Raw genomic sequence first — 15,303 nt, forward strand, 5'->3', positions numbered from 1 at the left:
GGAGCGCCGGTGCTGCCGGGACCTTGCGGAGCCTGCGCAGGCCGGCGACCGGGACCTGGCGGCTGCCCAGGCGCACCGAAGCGGTTCGGCGGCCCACCCTGCCCCGGCAAGGGCCGCACCCCCGGCGGCGGCAGCGGCCGCGCGCCCGGCGGCGGCTGCGGGCGGCGCGGGTCCTGCGAACCGGGACCGGGACCCTGCGGGCCGTGCGTCATCGAGTGGAACCCCCCGTGCGATTTCCCCGTCGGAAGCGGCGTACCTGCGGTGATCGCGCCGTTCCGGGCGTCAGCATAGATCGAGTGCTCTAGGGTGTGGTGCTGTGCCGATGAAATGGGGGACCGCCGCCGCGATCGCCGTCGCGGCCGTGCTGGCCGCCGCCGGGCCCGCGGCCGCGCAGGGGCCGTCGGCCGGGCCCGTCCTGCCGAACCTGCCTTCCGACCAGGTCAAGAAACCGCAGCTGCTCAGCGGGCAGGACGTCCAGCCCCCCGAAGGGGCCACCGCCGACGTCGCCCTCAAACTCCTGCGCGACGGCACCCTCTCCGTCACCGAACGCGTCACCGTCCCCGGCGGCAGGCAGCTCGTCTCGCGCGTTCCCCTCAAGGTCCCCGCGAGCGACGACCAGGACCGCGTCTTCGCCGTCCGCGACGTCAAGACCGAAGGCGCCGCCACCAGCGAGCTCACCGGTGACCAGCTCGTCCTCACCTTCGCCGCCGGCACCGGCAGCGCCACGTTCACCGTCGACGGCGCCGTCGCCGACCAGAACGGCGGGCAGCAGGTCCGCTGGCAGGTCGCCAGCGGCTTCGACACCCCGCTGGCCAAGCTCACCGCCTCGCTGCTCGCCCCGAGCACGCAAATGTCCCCTGTGGACTGTTTCGCCGGACCGGTCGGCTCCGGCCGGCGCTGCACCCTCGCCGAGGTCGACCACACCGGGGTCGTCCGGCTCGAGCAGAACGACGTCCGCCCCGGCGACCGCGTCGACCTGCTCGTCGGCCTGCCCGCGGGCACCACCCCGGCGAACGCGGAGTTCGCCGAAATCGGCCTGCTCGCCAACGCCTTCGCGCTGACGCCCCTGACCGGGATCGCCTTCGCCGTCCTGCTCGCCTTCCTCGCCGCGGCCGCCCTGTTCGTGTGGCGGCGCCGCAAGCAGGACGCCGGCGCGCTGCGCACCGCCGGCGGCCCGGTCGAAGTCCTCCTGCGCGACGGCGACCGCGTCTTCTTCGCCAGTCCGGACGGTGTGCTGCCCGGCCAGGTCGGCACGGTCGTCGACGAGACCGTCGACGTCGTCGACATCAGCGCGACCGTGGTCGACCTGGCCGTCCGCAACTACCTGTGGCTGGCGGAAGTGCCCGGGCCCGACTGGCAGCTCACCCGCCGCAACCCGCCGGACGAACACCTCCACGACTTCGAGCGCGCGGTCTGCGAAACCCTGCTGCCGCCGGGCACCGACACCGTGCTGGTGTCGCAACTGCGCGCCCGCGGCCGGCTCGACCTGCGCCGGATCAGCGACGCGATGTACGCCGACGTCGTCAGCAAGCGCTGGTTCTCCCGCCGCCCGGACACCGCCCGCGGCCGGCTGACCTGGCTCGGCGCCGGGATCTTCACGCTCGGCCTGGTCACCACCGCGGTGCTCACCTTCACCGCCGGGTACGCGCTGCTCGGTGTCGCCGTCGCGCTGGCCGGGCTCGCGGTCGTCGCGGTGGCCGCACTGCTGCCGTCCCGCACCGCCCGCGGCCGCGCCCTGGTGGGACAGGTCCGGGGCCTGCTCGACTACCTGCACACCGCGAGGGCCGAGGACATCCCGCCCGCCGACCGCGAGCTGGTCTTTTCCCGCTCGCTGCCGTACGCGGTCGTCCTGGGCGACACCGAACGCTGGCTCGGCGCCTTCGCCGCGCTCAACCCGTCGGCCGACGGCTCGGCCGGGCTGTACTGGTACGGCGGCATGGAGGCCGAGCACGACCTGCGCCGCTTCGGCACGCACTTCCCGTCGTTCCTGATCGCGCTCGACGGCGTGCTCACCGCCGCCGCGGCCCGCTGACCGTGCTCGCGGGCGCGCTGCTGGCCCTCGCGCTGGCCGCCGGCCCCGCCGACCAGCCGCCCCTGCCCACCGTGCCGCAGAGCGCCGAGATCCAGCTCAAGGTCCAGCGCGACGGCTCGCTGTCGGTCGCCGAAGCGATTTCCGTCCCCGCCGGCGTCACGATGGATCGCCGGGTCGCGCTGCGGGTCCCGGCGCCCCACCACCGCGAGCGCGTCTACGGCGTCCGCGACGTCGTCCTGGAAGGCAGCGGGACGGCGAACGTGGACAAGGACGTCTTCACCGTCCACCTCACGCCGGGGACCTCGATCGTCCGGTACACAGTGGACGGTGCGGTCGCCGGTGACCGGGTCACCTGGGAGCTGGCCGGCGGCTGGAACACCGAGCTGAAGTTCCTCCGCGCCTCCTTCGCCGCGCCGAAGATCCCCACCGCCGTCGACTGCCTCGCCGGCGACCTCCCGTGCGCGGCCGCGCAGATCGACCACGCCGGGCTGACCCGGTTCACCCAGCAGAACCTCGCCGCGGGCCGGCGGATGACGGCGACCGTCGAGCTGCCCGCGGGCACCGTCCCCGCCAACGAAGTCCTGGTCCCGGCGAAGACGCTCGCCGGCGCGTTCGTGCTCACCGCTCCGGTCGCCTGGGCCTGGGCGGCCTTCGGCGCCCTCCTCCTGGCCGCGGCCGCCTGGATCCTCCTCGCCCGCCGCCGCTCTGACGGGAAAGCTCCGCCCCCGGGTGGGGGCTTCCACGTGAAGGCGGGGGAGTTCGCGTCGCCCGCCGGGGTGCTGCCCGGCCACGTCGGCCTTCTCCTGCGCGGCCGGCCCGGGCCGCTCGACCTGGCCGCGACCGTGCTGGACCTCGCCGTCCGCAACTACCTCTGGGTCAGCGCCGAGGACGGCGACCGGCGGCTGGCCCGGCGCAACCCGCCCGACGAGCACCTGACCGGCTTCGAACGTGCGGTGTACGAGGCCGTCGTGCCGGACGAGCCGGTGACCCTCGCCGAACTGCGGCAGCGGCACATCGAAGTCCCCCGCACCGAACTGGCCGCCGACGTCGTCCGGCGCGGCTGGTTCGCGACGCGGCGCCTCCGCCGGGCCGGGGTCCGGATCTTCTGCTACGGCGTGTTCCTCACCGTCCTGCTGGCCCTGACCGTCGGCTACGCCCAGCTCGGCGTCATCCTCGCGCTGGCCGGGGTCGCCGCCGCCGGGACCTCGGCGGCCCTGCCCGCGCGCCGCCGGGCGGGCGCCGACGTCGCGCGCCGGCTTCGCGGCGTCGCCGAGATCCGGGTGGAGGACCTCGACGAGCCGCAGCGCGAGCTGGTCTTCTCCCGCGGCCTGCCGTACGCGCTCGCTCTGGGCGAACTGGCCTCGTGGTTGGCCGCGTTCGAAGGACTCGAGCACCCGCCGCCGGTCTACTGGCACGCCGGCGAAATCAGCCCTGACCAGGCCGGATCGTTCGCGGCGGCGGTGGCGGGCACGTTCGCCGCCGCGCGCCGCGGCCGGCTGCTCGACGGCGTCGGCCGGGACACCGGTTCCCAGCAGCCAGTCGGGACGCATGCGACCGCCCGGCCGTCGTAGGGTGGGGCCATGGCCGATCCCGAGCTCGTCCGATACACCCTCGACAACGGTCTGCGCGTGGTTCTCGCCCCCGACGCGACCGCGCCGGTGGTCGGCGTCAGCGTGCACTACGACGTGGGTTTCCGCTCCGAGCCGGAGGGGCGCACCGGTTTCGCGCACCTCTTCGAGCACCTGATGTTCCAGGGCTCCGAGAGCCTGGAGAAACTCGCGCACTTCCGGCACGTGCAGTCCAGCGGCGGGACCTTCAACGGGTCCACCCACCCGGACTACACCGACTACTTCGAGGTGCTCCCGAGCGCCGCGCTCGAGCGCGCGCTGTTCCTCGAAGCCGACCGCATGCGCGCGCCCAAGCTGACGGCGGAGAACCTGGCGAACCAGATCGACGTCGTCAAGGAGGAGATCCGGCTCAACGTGCTGAACCGGCCCTACGGCGGGTTCCCGTGGATCACCCTGCCGCCGGTGCTGTACTCGACGTTCCCCAACGCGCACAACGGCTACGGCGGCTTCGAGGACCTCGAGAGCGCCACGGTCGAGGACTGCGCGGCGTTCTTCGACACCTACTACTCGCCGGCGAACGCCGTGCTCACGGTGGCGGGCGACTTCGAGGTGGACACCGCCAAGAAGCTGATCGAGGAGCACTTCGGCGACGTCCCGCACCGGCCGGCGCCGCAGCGGCCGTCGTTCGCCGAGCCGCTGCCGACCACCGAGCTGCACGGTGAGGTCGAAGACGCGCACGCCCCGCTGCCCGCGCTCGGCATCGGCTACCGGATGCCGGACCCGATCAACGACGTCGACAGCTACCTGGCCTACCTCGTGCTGGCCGGCGTGCTCACCGACGGCGACGGCTCGCGCCTGCAGCAGCGGCTGGTGCACCGCGAGCCCCTGGTCGTCGACATCGGCGCCGGCGCCGGGCTGTTCGGCCCGTTCGAGGCCCGCGACCCCGACACGTTCACCATCACCCTGATCCACCCGCACGAGGTGTCCCGCGAGCGCGTGCTCGCCGCGCTGGACGACGAGCTGGAGAAGCTCGCCGAGACGCCGCCGAGCGAGGAGGAGCTGCGCAAGGTCACCGCCCGGTGGGCGGCGAGCCTGCACTCGGAGCACGACAGGCTGGTCTCCCGGACCCTGGCCCTCGGCTCGTTCGAACTGCTCTACGGCGACGCGTCGCTGGTGTACCGGCTCGCGGACCGGATGTCCGCCGTCACCTCGGAAGCCGTGTCGGCGGCGGCGAAGGCGCTGCGCCCGGACGCGCGCGCCGTGCTGGTGGTCAAGCCCGCTTCGGAAGGGAACAACGAGCAGTGACTTCAGCAACGCACCGCAGCGCCGACGAGATCGGCCGCACCGCGCGGGGACCGCGGCCGCTGCCGCCGCTCGGGCCGCAGCGGGCCGCCGCCGATCTGTCCCATGTGGACACGACGCTGGCGAACGGCCTGCGCGTGGTGGCCGTGCGCAAGGCGACCGTGCCGATGGTCGAGGCGCGGCTGTGGATCCCGTTCGCGGGTGACGACGCGCTGCACCCGGCGATCGCCGAGGTGCTCGCCGAGACGATCCTGACCGGCACGGCCCGCCGCAACCGCATCGAGATCGACGCCGAGCTGGCGCTCATCGGCGGCGACATCGGCGCCGGTGTCGACCCGGAACGCCTGGTGCTCACCGGGTCCGCGCTGGCCGACAAGCTGCCGACGTTCCTCGACGTCCTCGGCGACGTCCTCACCGGGGCGACCTACGCCGACGAGGAGATCGCCCGCGAGAAGGAGCGGCTGGTCGAGCGGATCGCCGTCTCGCGCACCCAGCCGCGCACGATCGCGCGCGAGGCCCTGCAGAAGCACCGCTACGGCGACCACCCGGCCACGCGCGAGGTCCCGAAGGCCGAAGACGTCGCGGTCGTGACGCCGGAGCAGGTTCGCGCGCTGCACGAGGCGTCGGTGCTGCCGCGGGGTTCGGTCATGGTGCTGGTCGGCGACCTCGACCCGGCCGGGGTCATCGGCGAGCTGGAGAAGGTGCTCGGCGGCTGGGCGTCGGACCGCTCCGCCGTCCGGCTGCCGCCGCTGCCCGACCTGACCGGGCCGGACGTGCTGCTGGTGCCGCGCGCCGGTGCGGTGCAGTCGCAGATCCGGCTCTCGGCGCAGACGGTCCCGCGCACGGACCCGGGTTACGCGGCGCTGCAGCTGGCGAACCTGGCCTACGGCGGGTACTTCTCGTCGCGGCTGGTGGAGAACATCCGCGAGAACAAGGGCTACACCTACTCCGCGCACTCGGGGTTCGAGTTCACCGACGGCACCGCGGTGGTCAACGTCGACGCGGACACCGCGACCGACGCGACGGCCCCGGCGCTGCTGGAGACGCGCTACGAACTGGGCCGCCTCGGCCAGGTCCCGCCGACCGGCGACGAGCTGGAGTCGGTGCGGCAGTACGCGATCGGCTCGCTGCTGACCTCGACGTCGTCGCAGTCCGGGCTGGCCGGGCAGGTGCTGGCGCTGGCCTCGACCGGGCTGGGTCTCGAGTGGCTGACCGAACACCCGGTGCGCGTGGCGGCGGTGACGGCCGAGGACGTGGCCGAAGCGGCGCTGAAGTACTTCGCGCCCAAGCGGTTCACCGGTGTGGTGGTCGGCGACGCGGCGGTGCTGGAGCGCAAGCTCCTGGCGCTCGGCGACGTCGTCGTGGGCGAGCCGGCCTGATGTCCGTCCCGTTCACCCTCGGTGCCCTGCCGACCCTGTCCCGGTCCACAGTGGATCGCCAGGAGGACTTGCGCACCAACCCGTCGCGGCTGATGTCGCGGTGGGCCGACGCCCGGGTCGTCCTCCTGGACGACGCCGGGCGCACCCCGGTGGTCGAAGGCGCGTCGACGCTGGCGTTCCGGAAGGCCGTCGACTTCGGCGCTTCGCCGCCCGCGGACGCGGTGTTCCTCGGCGAGTGGCAGGACGTCGACTACTGGTCGCTGCCGGGTGGGCCGTCGGGCGAGGCCGACACGGTGAAGATGGCGGGCAGCTGGGGCTTCGTGGAGGAGGTCCCGCGCGCGGACGGCGAAGTCTGGGTCGAGCTGCGCGGGTACGGCGACCTCCTGGACGACACGTCGGCCGGGCTGTTCACGACGGCACAGGCGTTGCGCTTTTGGCGTCGGGGGGCGAAATTCTGCACGCGCTGCGGCAGCGCGACGGAGCTGATCCAGTTCGGCTGGGCGAGCAAGTGCACGGGCTGCGGGCGCGAGGAGTACCCCCGCACGGACCCGGCGGTGATCTGCCTGGTCCATTCCACGGAGGGCGTGAACGGCTCCCACGTGCTGCTGGCCCGCCAGCCGATCTGGCCGGCGGGCCGGTATTCGGTGCTGGCGGGGTTCGTGGAGGCGGGGGAGTCCCTCGAGGCGTGCGTGGTCCGTGAGATCCACGAAGAGGTCGGCGCTTCGGTGTCCGACGTGCGGTACCTGGGCAGCCAGCCGTGGCCGTTCCCGAGGTCGATCATGCTGGGGTTCACCGCCCGGGCGGATCGTGCCGCCCCGCTGGTACCGGCGGACGGCGAGATCGAAGAGGCCCTGTGGGTGTCGCGCGCCGAGGTGCGCGCGGCGTTCGAGAACAGTGCGGTGCGCGGCGAGGGTTCGAAGCCGACGCCGATCGCCGAAGGTGCGGCGGAGATCATCCTGCCGGGGAACTCGTCGATCGCCCGCGTGATGCTCAAAGCCTGGGCGGACGCGGAGGAGTAACCGCCCGCCACCGAGCGCGACAACGAGAACGGCCCCGGCCACCCGCCGGGGCCGTTCTCGTTGGGCCCCCTGCACGGCCTCGCCGAAAGCCTCTGACCGAGCCTTCGCCGACCGGCGCAAGTCGTTCACCGGTGTTTCGTCCAGGTGGCCCAGCGGACGGGCAAGCGTTACCTGGCCGTTTCGCGAGACCGTTGACGGCTGTGCCGCGGCTCACTACAGTCCCCGGAAACCGTCTGTAAAGTATCCTAATTAAGTCCGGAGGGACGAGTGCGAGCCGGTAGCCCGCGGATGCTGCGCGAGATCAACGATCGCGCCGCCATCGAGGTCCTCCTGCGGGAGGGGCCGCTCACGCGGGCCGAACTCGAACTCGCCATCGGGCTGTCCAAACCCGCCACCGCCCAGCTGCTCACCCGGCTCGAACTGGACGATCTCGTCGTCAAGGCCGGGGTGCGGGGTGGTGGCCGCGGGCCGCGCGCCCAGCTCTGGGCGGCCAACGGCGGCCTCGCCTTCGTCGCCGCCGTCGATCTCACGCCGCACGTGGCCGATTTCGTCGTCGCCGATGTGGCCGGGGTCGTCCTCGCCGAGTACCGGACGCCGCTGCCCGTGCACGCGGGGGCCGACGTCGTCGGCACCTTCGGCGAAGCCCTCCAGAAAGTCGCCGAAGAAGCCGGGATCCAGCGGGAAGACCTGGCCCACGTCGTGATCGGCGCGCAGGGGGCGTTCGATCCGCGGACCGGCCTGCTCTCCTCCGCGCCGCACATCCCCGGCTGGCTGGGCTTCGACGTCCCGCAGAAGCTCAGCGACGAACTCGGCGTCGACGTCCTCATCGAAAACGACGTCAACCTGGTCGCCGTCGAGGAGATGACCGCCGGGAAGGCCCAGGACGTCGACGACTTCGTCATGGTCTGGCTGTCCGAAGGCGTCGGCGGTGCCGTCGTGATCGGACGGCGGCTGCTGCGCGGGGCCACCGGCGGGGGCGGCGAGATCGACTGGATGCGCGTGCCCGATCCGGCCACGGTGGACACCGGGGAGGTCCGGCCCGCGGCCGGCGCCCGCTTCGGCAACCTGGTCGACTCGCCCGCCATCTGCCGGCTCGCCGCGGCGCACGGCATCGAGGCCGAAACCGCCTGGGCAGCAGTGGAGAAAGCCGGGAAAGGCCACCCCTTTCTCGACGATCTCGCCAACCGGGTCGCCGGCGGTGTCGCCAACCTCGTCGCCGTCGCCGACCCTCAGCTCGTGCTCCTCTGCGGCGACACCAGCCGGGCCGGCGGGGAGGACTTCGCCGCGCTCGTCCAGGAAAAGCTGCACGAACTCGTCCTGCCGCGCACGCCGGTCGGCTGCGCTTCCGTGCAGGGCAACGCCGTTCGCGCGGGCGCGCTGCAGTCGGCGCTCGCCACCACCCGTGAGGACGTCTTCGGCGTCGTCACCCCCACGCTCCTCGGGTCGCGCAGGCCCGAGGGCGACAGCACCCGTCCCCGACTTCAGTAGCCCCAACCGATGAGGAGGAGGGCCATGCCCCCGACCACCCGGACCCGCCGCGGCGCCCTGCTGGTGGCCGCCGCCGCGGCGTCCGTCCTGTTGACCAGCGCCTGTTCCGGCGCCGCCGCCCCGAGCGGAGGTGACGCGGCCGCCGCGCCCGGCAAGGACGACAAGCTCACGCTCACCGTGTACTCCAAGTTCACCGACCGCGAGTACGGCGTGGTCACCGCGGGCCTCAACAAGCTCAAGACCAAGTTCCCGAACATCGAGATCAAGCACGAGGGCAACCAGGACGACGACAAGCTCACCCAGTCGATCCGCGGCGGCAACCCACCCGACGTCGCGATCTCCTTCTACACCGACAACCTCGGCGCCTGGTGCTCCACCGGCAGCTTCCAGGACCTCAAGCCCTACATCGACCGCGACAAGATCGACCTCAACCAAATCCCCGAGGCGGTCCGCAACTACACCGAGTACCAGGGCAAGCGGTGCGCGATGCCGATGCTCGCCGACGTCTACGGGCTCTACTACAACAAGGACATGTTCGCGGCGAAGGGCATCACCTCGCCGCCGAAGACCACCTCGGAGCTGTTCGAGGCCACCAAGAAGCTGACCGAGTTCAACCCGGACGGCTCGATCAAGGTCGCCGGCTTCCTGCCCTCGATGCCGTTCTACGCCAACCAGGCCCAGTACTGGGCGCCGAACTTCGGCGCGCCGTTCCTCGGCCCGGACGGCAAGTCCGACCTCGCCACCAACCCCGGCTGGAAGGCGATGTTCGAGTTCCAGAAGCAGCTCATCGACTTCTACGGCGGGCACGAGAAGGTCGAGCAGTTCAAGGCCGGCCTCGGTGACGAGTACTCCGCCGACCACGGCTTCCACAAGAAGAAGCTGGCGATGATCTACGACGGCGAATTCCGCACCGCCTTCCTCAAGGACCAGGCGCCGGACGTCAACTACGGCACCGCGCCGGCGCCGGTGATCGACACCATGGCCGACCACTACGGCGGCGGCTTCACCACCGGCACGATCATCGCGATCCCCAAGGGCGCCAAGAACCCCGGCGCCGCCTGGGAGCTCATCAAGCAGGTCACCCTGGACACCGACACCCTGGTGGACATGGCCAACGGCCTGAAGAACGTGCCCAGCACCAAGGCGTCGCTCACCTCGCCGAAGCTGGACCTGCAGCCGCAGTTCAAGACGTTCCTCGACATCTACGACAGCGGCAAGCTGGTGGCCAACCAGACCACCCCGATCGGCGACGCGCACCTCAAGGCGGTCAACGACTTCGCCGAGAAGTGGCAGGCCGGTTCGGTGCCGGATCTGACGGAAGGCCTGAAGAAGGTGGACGCGCAGATCGACGACGAACTGAAGCAGAAGGGCGCGGGCGGATGACTCTGTCCGACGGGGTCTCGGCGGTAACGAGTCCCTCGGCCCGCACCCTCGCGGAAAAGGCTTCCCCGTCCGCACCTGCCAAGGTGCGGGCGGGGGCCCGCCGGGCCAAGCGCCGCCGGACCGTCCTGTTCTTCATGGCCCCGGCGTTCCTCGGGTTCCTCATCTTCTTCGGCTACCCGCTGATCGCCACGGTCTACTACTCGTTCACCCGGTACGACCTGATCAACCCGCCGCAGTTCATCGGGTTCGACAACTACATCCGGATGTTCACCACCGAGCCGCTGGTCGGCACGGCCGCGTACAACACGCTGTGGCTGGTGGTCGTCCTGACGGTCTGCCGCGTGGTGTTCTCCCTCGGCATCGCCTCGGTGATCTCCCGCCTCAAGTCGGGCGTCGGCCTGGTCCGGACGCTCTGCTACCTGCCGACCCTCGCCCCGCCCGCGGCGGCCACCCTGGCGTTCGTCTTCGTGTTCAACCCGGAGTTCGGCCCGGTGAACCGGTTCCTGCGGCTCGTCGGCATCGACGGCGGGCTCTGGTTCAACAGCCCGGGGATGTCGAAGCCCGCGCTGACGCTGCTCGCGCTGTGGGGCTCCGGCGAGCTGATGATCATCATCCTGGCCGCGCTGCTGGACGTCCCGACCGAGCAATATGAAGCAGCCGAGCTCGACGGCGCCGGCCCGGTCCGCCGGTTCTGGCACGTCACGCTGCCGTCGATCTCGCCGGTGCTGCTGTTCGGCGTGGTCAACTCGATCATCTACGCGCTGCAGTTCTTCACCCAGGCGATCGTCGCGTCGTCCGCGAGCGCCGGTACCGCGGACGTCGCCGGCAACTCGAAGCTCATCGGGGCGCCGCAGAACTCGACGCTGACTTATCCGATCTGGCTGTACGTCCAGGGCTTCCGCTACTTCAACATGGGGTACGCGGCGGCGATGGCTGTCCTGTTGTTCATCGTGAGCTCGGGTTTCACCTGGATTCTCGTGCGGCAGCTCAGGAAGTCTCAGCACCAGGAGGAGGGCGCATGACCGCCGTGGCCGAAGCGCCGCCGCGCGAAGCGGGCGTACCGCCGAAGGTGCGGTTCAAGCGCAACTGGGACAAACGGCTGTCCTTCATCGCCACCCACGCGATCGGGATCGCCCTCGGCGTGATCTTCATGCTGCCGCTGTTGTTCGTGTTCCTCACCGCGGTGATGGCGAACGACCAGGCCATGACGGCGAGCCTGTGGCCGACCGAATGGCACTTCGAGAACTTCGTCAAGGTGTTCCAGAAGGCGCCGCTGCTCGAATACTTCGGCAACAGCCTGCTGTATTCGGCGCTGGCGACGGCGGGTGCGCTGCTTTCGGCGATCCCGGCGGCGTACGCGCTGGCGAAACTGCGCTGGCGCGGGCAGAACCTGTTCTTCATGCTGACCGTGGCGGCGATGCTGCTGCCGCCGCAGGTCACCGTCGTGCCGCTGTACGACCTGTGGGTGCGGATGGGCCTCACCGGCACGCTGGTGCCGCTGATCGTGCCGTACTTCTTCTTCGACGCGTTTTCGATCTTCCTGCTCCGGCAGTTCTTCCTCACCATTCCGAAGGACTACCTCGAAGCGGCGAAGATCGACGGCTGCAACGAGTTCCAGGCGATGTACCGCGTGCTCATCCCGATGGCCAAACCCGGGATCGCGGCCACCGCCATGTTCTGCTTCCTGTTCACCTGGAACGACTACTTCGGGCCGCTGCTCTACACCGGCGAGAACCAGGACCACTGGCCGCTTTCGCTGGCGATCGCGTCCTTCCGCGGCATGCACCACGTCGAGTGGAACATGACGATGGCGGCGACCGCGCTGATCATGGCGCCGGTGATCGTGCTGTTCGTGTTCGCGCAGAAGTCGTTCGTCAAGGGCATCACATTCACGGGAGTCAAGGGATGAAGCTGGCAGTCGTCGGTGGCGGGTCCACCTACACGCCGGAGCTGATCGACGGGATCGCCGGTCGACGGTCCACTTTGGACGTGGGCGAGATCGTGCTGGTCGACCCGGACGCCTACCGCGTCGAAGCCGTCGGCGGGTTCAGCCAGCGGATCCTCGACCACGCCGGTCACCCGGCGCGAGTGCGGACGACGCAGTCGCTGGAAGAGGGCGTCGACGGCGCTTCCGCCGTGCTGATCCAGCTGCGCGTGGGCGGGCAACGGGCGCGGCGCTCGGACGAGACGTTCCCGCACGCCTGCGGCTGCGTCGGGCAGGAGACGACCGGCGCGGGCGGGCTCGCGAAGGCGCTGCGGACCGTGCCGGTGGTGCTGGACATCGCCGACCGCGTCCGCAAGATCGCCGGCGACGACACCTGGATCGTCAACTTCACCAACCCGGTCGGCATCGTCACCCGCGCCTTGCTCAACGAAGGGCACCGCGCGGTCGGGCTGTGCAACGTCGCGATCAACCTGCAGCGGCAGTTCGGGAAGCTGCTCGGCGTCGGCGCGGACGACGTCAAGCTCGTCCACACCGGACTGAACCACCTGAGCTGGGAGCGCGGCGCGCTCGTCGACGGCGTCGACCGGCTCCCGGAGCTGCTGGAGGAGCACCTGGACTACCTGTCCGACGAGGTGAGCGTGCCTCGGAAGTGGCTGCGGCGGATGAACGTCGTGCCGTCGTACTACCTGAAGTACTTCTACGCGCACGACGAGCAGGTCACCAAGCAGCGCACCGAACGCCCGCGCGCGGACGTCGTCTCCGACGTCGAGGAAGAGCTGCTGAAGATCTACCTCGACCCGGAGCGGAACACCAAGCCGGAATCCCTCGAAAAGCGCGGCGGCGCGTACTACTCCGAGGCCGCCGTGCAGCTGGTGCACGCGTTGACCGCGGGTGGTCCGGCCGAGGAACACGTGGTGAACGTCCGCAACGACGGCACCTTCCCGTTCCTGCCGGACGACGCCGTCATCGAGGCAAGGTCCACTGTGGACTCCAAGGGTGCGACGCCGATCCCGCAGCCGCCGGTGGAGCAGAACTTCGCCGGGCTCATCGCGGCGACGACGTCGTACGAGTTCCTGGCGCTGGAGGCGGCGGTGAAGGGCGGCCGGGACCGCGTCGCCGACGCCCTCCTGGCGCACCCGCTGGTCGGCCAGTACTCGAAGGCCGACACGCTCGCCGACTCCCTGGTGCAGATCAACCGCGAGTACCTGCCCTGGGCGCGCGGATGAAGCCTGCAGTCATCGCGATCGACGGCGGCAACAGCAAGACCGAGGTCCTGGTGATCTCGGAAGACGGCGTGGTGCTGGGCAAGTCCCGCGGCCCCGGCGCGTCGCCGCAGAACGTCGGCGTCGCGGGATGCGTGGCGGCGCTGGAAGACCTGGTGCTGGAGGCGTACCCGGCGTTCGGGACGCGGCCGGAAGCGGTCCACACTTCCGCGTACCTGGCCGGGCTGGACTTCCCGCGCGAGGAAGAGGCGTTGCACGCGGCCCTGTCCGCCCGCGGCTGGAGCGACACCCTGACCGTCGGCAACGACACCCTCGCGCTGCTCCGGGCGGGCAGCGCGGGGGTGGGTGTCGCGGTCGTGTGCGGCGCCGGGATCAACGGCGCCGGCGTCGGTCCCGACGGTCGCGTGCACCGCTTTCCCGCGCTGGGCAAGATCTCCGGCGACTGGGGTGGCGGCTACCGGCTCGGCGAAGAGGCGCTGTGGTGGGCGGTCCGGGCCGAGGACGGCCGCGGTCCGCGAACCGCGCTGATGCCGGCGGTCGCGGCCTACTTCGGGAAGCCGACGCTGCTGGACGTCGTGCAGGGCCTGCACTTCGAGGAGATCGACCCGGCGTCGATCCACGGCCTGTGCCCGCTGCTGTTCGAAGTCGCGGCGGCGGGGGACGAGGTCGCCCAGGACATCGTGACGCGGTTCGTCGAAGAGGTCAGCGTCTTCGCGGCGGTGATCCTCCGCGAGCTGGACCTGACCGAAGACGCCCCCGAGATCGTCCTCGGCGGCGGCGTGCTGACCGGCATCGGCGCGCCGGTGATCGCGGAGATCGAACGCCGGTGCCTCAAGGTCGCGCCGCGCGCGGTGGTCCGCGTTGTCGACGTGAACCCCGTGGTGGGGGCGGCGTTGTCCGGCCTCGACACGCTGGGGGCGCCCGAGGCCGCGAAGGCGGCGCTCAAGGCAGCGACCCAGCGAGTCTGACGACTCTGGCGGGAGCTGCCTCGAAGCGGCGCGAGGCAGCTCCCGCCAGACCCCCTCACGGCGCCGGGACGATGGTTTCGCCGGTCTCCAGCAGGGACTTGAGATCCGACAGGATCCACGCCCAGCCGCCACCCGCGTTCTCGTTCGGGGGCGCGTCCAGCCGCTCGAGCGACCCGTTGACCATCGCCGCCGTCGTGGGGGCGCCGGTGACGTCGTGGGTCACGGTCAGCCGGGTGCCGGCGGTCTTGGACTCCTCGATTTCGTAGGTGAGCGTCGTGTAGGGCTCGTCGGCCACGTTCTCCGGGGCCATCAGCAGCTTCCAGGTGATGACCAGCTTGCGCGGCGGGTCCACCTCCAGGACCTCCCCGTCGACGAGGTCGCCGGTCATCCCGGCGTCGATGAACGGCTGCGTCGGGCGGGTGCGGTGCTTGCCGCCCGGCCGCAGGTCGTAGTCGACCAGTCCGGTGTAGCCGTACTTCTGCGTCCACTCGGGCTTGGTGATGGCGTCCCAGATGCGCTCCGGGGATGCCTTGATGTAGACGCGGTAGACCTGCACGGTGTTCGTCACGGTTCTTCGCCTTCCAGCTCGTTCTTGAGGTCGAGGAGCGCGCTGACCTGGCGCTCGGTGTACTTGTCGATCCACCGGTCGTGGATCTGGCGGATCGGGACGGGGTTGAGGAAGTGCCGCTTCTCGCGGCCTTCCTTCCGCGCGACGACGAGCCCGGCCTCTTCCAGGAGCTTCAGGTGCTTCATGACGCCGAAGCGGGTCATCTCCACCTGGGTCTCCAGCTCGGTGAGCGTGCGGCCGTCACGCTCGAAGAGCAGGTCGAGCAGGAACCGGCGGGTCGGATCCGCCAGCGCCTTGAACACCAGGTCGTCGTCGGGCACGTCAGCGAGAATAGGTGACCAAAAGGTCACATGTCAACGGGCGCGAAAAAGGCCGCCACCCCGGCTGGGGGTGACGGCCTTCGGGATCGGCCGGCTTGCGGTGGCGGC

General features: G+C 71.1%; 13 protein-coding genes. 11 read left to right on the forward strand and 2 right to left on the reverse strand.

What is annotated here, in order from left to right; translation table 11 throughout:
• The first annotated feature begins 322 nt into the window (after nucleotides 1–322).
• From ISP_RS05790 to ISP_RS05840, 11 genes are all read left to right on the forward strand, one after another.
• Nucleotides 323–2,032: a DUF2207 family protein gene (locus ISP_RS05790; protein ID WP_014466633.1), complete on the forward strand. Its 1,710-nt coding sequence runs from the start codon at nucleotides 323–325 to the stop codon at nucleotides 2,030–2,032.
• A gap of 2 nt (nucleotides 2,033–2,034) precedes the next feature.
• Nucleotides 2,035–3,603 carry a DUF2207 family protein gene (locus ISP_RS05795; protein WP_013223054.1) on the forward strand — a complete coding sequence of 523 codons (1,569 nt, stop codon included), beginning with the start codon at nucleotides 2,035–2,037 and terminating at the stop codon, nucleotides 3,601–3,603.
• 9 nt (nucleotides 3,604–3,612) lie between these two features.
• The gene (locus ISP_RS05800; RefSeq protein WP_013223055.1) at nucleotides 3,613–4,905 is read left to right on the forward strand and encodes a M16 family metallopeptidase; all 1,293 of its coding nucleotides are present in this window, start codon (nucleotides 3,613–3,615) and stop codon (nucleotides 4,903–4,905) included.
• Nucleotides 4,902–6,281: a M16 family metallopeptidase gene (locus tag ISP_RS05805; RefSeq protein WP_013223056.1), complete on the forward strand. Its 1,380-nt coding sequence runs from the start codon at nucleotides 4,902–4,904 to the stop codon at nucleotides 6,279–6,281. Before ISP_RS05800 ends, ISP_RS05805 begins: the two co-directional genes overlap by 4 nt.
• Nucleotides 6,281–7,300, forward strand: a complete 1,020-nt coding sequence (gene nudC / locus ISP_RS05810) for an NAD(+) diphosphatase (RefSeq protein WP_013223057.1) — start codon at nucleotides 6,281–6,283, stop codon at nucleotides 7,298–7,300. Before ISP_RS05805 ends, nudC begins: the two co-directional genes overlap by 1 nt.
• A 267-nt stretch (nucleotides 7,301–7,567) precedes the next feature.
• Nucleotides 7,568–8,788: an ROK family transcriptional regulator gene (locus ISP_RS05815; RefSeq protein ID WP_378251308.1), complete on the forward strand. Its 1,221-nt coding sequence runs from the start codon at nucleotides 7,568–7,570 to the stop codon at nucleotides 8,786–8,788.
• 24 nt (nucleotides 8,789–8,812) lie between these two features.
• Entirely contained in the window at nucleotides 8,813–10,171 is a 1,359-nt protein-coding gene (locus ISP_RS05820; protein ID WP_013223059.1) for an extracellular solute-binding protein, read from the forward strand.
• Entirely contained in the window at nucleotides 10,168–11,193 is a 1,026-nt protein-coding gene (locus tag ISP_RS05825) for a carbohydrate ABC transporter permease (RefSeq protein ID WP_014466634.1), read from the forward strand. Before ISP_RS05820 ends, ISP_RS05825 begins: the two co-directional genes overlap by 4 nt.
• Nucleotides 11,190–12,080: a carbohydrate ABC transporter permease gene (locus tag ISP_RS05830; protein WP_013223061.1), complete on the forward strand. Its 891-nt coding sequence runs from the start codon at nucleotides 11,190–11,192 to the stop codon at nucleotides 12,078–12,080. Before ISP_RS05825 ends, ISP_RS05830 begins: the two co-directional genes overlap by 4 nt.
• On the forward strand, nucleotides 12,077–13,342 hold the full coding sequence (locus ISP_RS05835; RefSeq protein WP_013223062.1) for a 6-phospho-beta-glucosidase: 1,266 nt from the start codon (nucleotides 12,077–12,079) through the stop codon (nucleotides 13,340–13,342). The genes ISP_RS05830 and ISP_RS05835 overlap by 4 nt, the downstream gene beginning before the upstream one ends.
• A complete protein-coding gene (locus ISP_RS05840) occupies nucleotides 13,339–14,307 on the forward strand; it encodes an N-acetylglucosamine kinase (RefSeq protein WP_013223063.1) in 969 nt (322 codons plus the stop codon). Before ISP_RS05835 ends, ISP_RS05840 begins: the two co-directional genes overlap by 4 nt.
• Nucleotides 14,308–14,362: 55 nt before the next feature.
• Here the strand turns inward: ISP_RS05840 and ISP_RS05845 are convergent, their stop codons facing one another.
• Nucleotides 14,363–14,875, reverse strand: a complete 513-nt coding sequence (locus tag ISP_RS05845; protein WP_013223064.1) for an SRPBCC domain-containing protein — start codon at nucleotides 14,873–14,875, stop codon at nucleotides 14,363–14,365.
• A complete protein-coding gene (locus tag ISP_RS05850; protein ID WP_013223065.1) occupies nucleotides 14,872–15,195 on the reverse strand; it encodes an ArsR/SmtB family transcription factor in 324 nt (107 codons plus the stop codon). Before ISP_RS05850 ends, ISP_RS05845 begins: the two co-directional genes overlap by 4 nt.
• Nucleotides 15,196–15,303: the final 108 nt, after the last annotated feature.

It is taken from the genome of Amycolatopsis mediterranei (genome assembly GCF_026017845.1).
Lineage (GTDB): Bacteria > Actinomycetota > Actinomycetes > Mycobacteriales > Pseudonocardiaceae > Amycolatopsis > Amycolatopsis mediterranei.

Excerpts from the sequence above, each read along its gene's own strand:
- ISP_RS05790 (WP_014466633.1), top strand. The coding sequence starts at position 323 with ATGAAATGGGGGACCGCCGCCGCGATCGCCGTCGCGGCCGTGCTGGCC.
- ISP_RS05840 (WP_013223063.1), top strand. The coding sequence starts at position 13,339 with ATGAAGCCTGCAGTCATCGCGATCGACGGCGGCAACAGCAAGACCGAG.
- ISP_RS05820 (WP_013223059.1), top strand. The coding sequence starts at position 8,813 with ATGCCCCCGACCACCCGGACCCGCCGCGGCGCCCTGCTGGTGGCCGCC.
- nudC (WP_013223057.1), top strand. The coding sequence starts at position 6,281 with ATGTCCGTCCCGTTCACCCTCGGTGCCCTGCCGACCCTGTCCCGGTCC.
- ISP_RS05835 (WP_013223062.1), top strand. The coding sequence starts at position 12,077 with ATGAAGCTGGCAGTCGTCGGTGGCGGGTCCACCTACACGCCGGAGCTG.
- ISP_RS05800 (WP_013223055.1), top strand. The coding sequence starts at position 3,613 with ATGGCCGATCCCGAGCTCGTCCGATACACCCTCGACAACGGTCTGCGC.
- ISP_RS05825 (WP_014466634.1), top strand. The coding sequence starts at position 10,168 with ATGACTCTGTCCGACGGGGTCTCGGCGGTAACGAGTCCCTCGGCCCGC.
- ISP_RS05830 (WP_013223061.1), top strand. The coding sequence starts at position 11,190 with ATGACCGCCGTGGCCGAAGCGCCGCCGCGCGAAGCGGGCGTACCGCCG.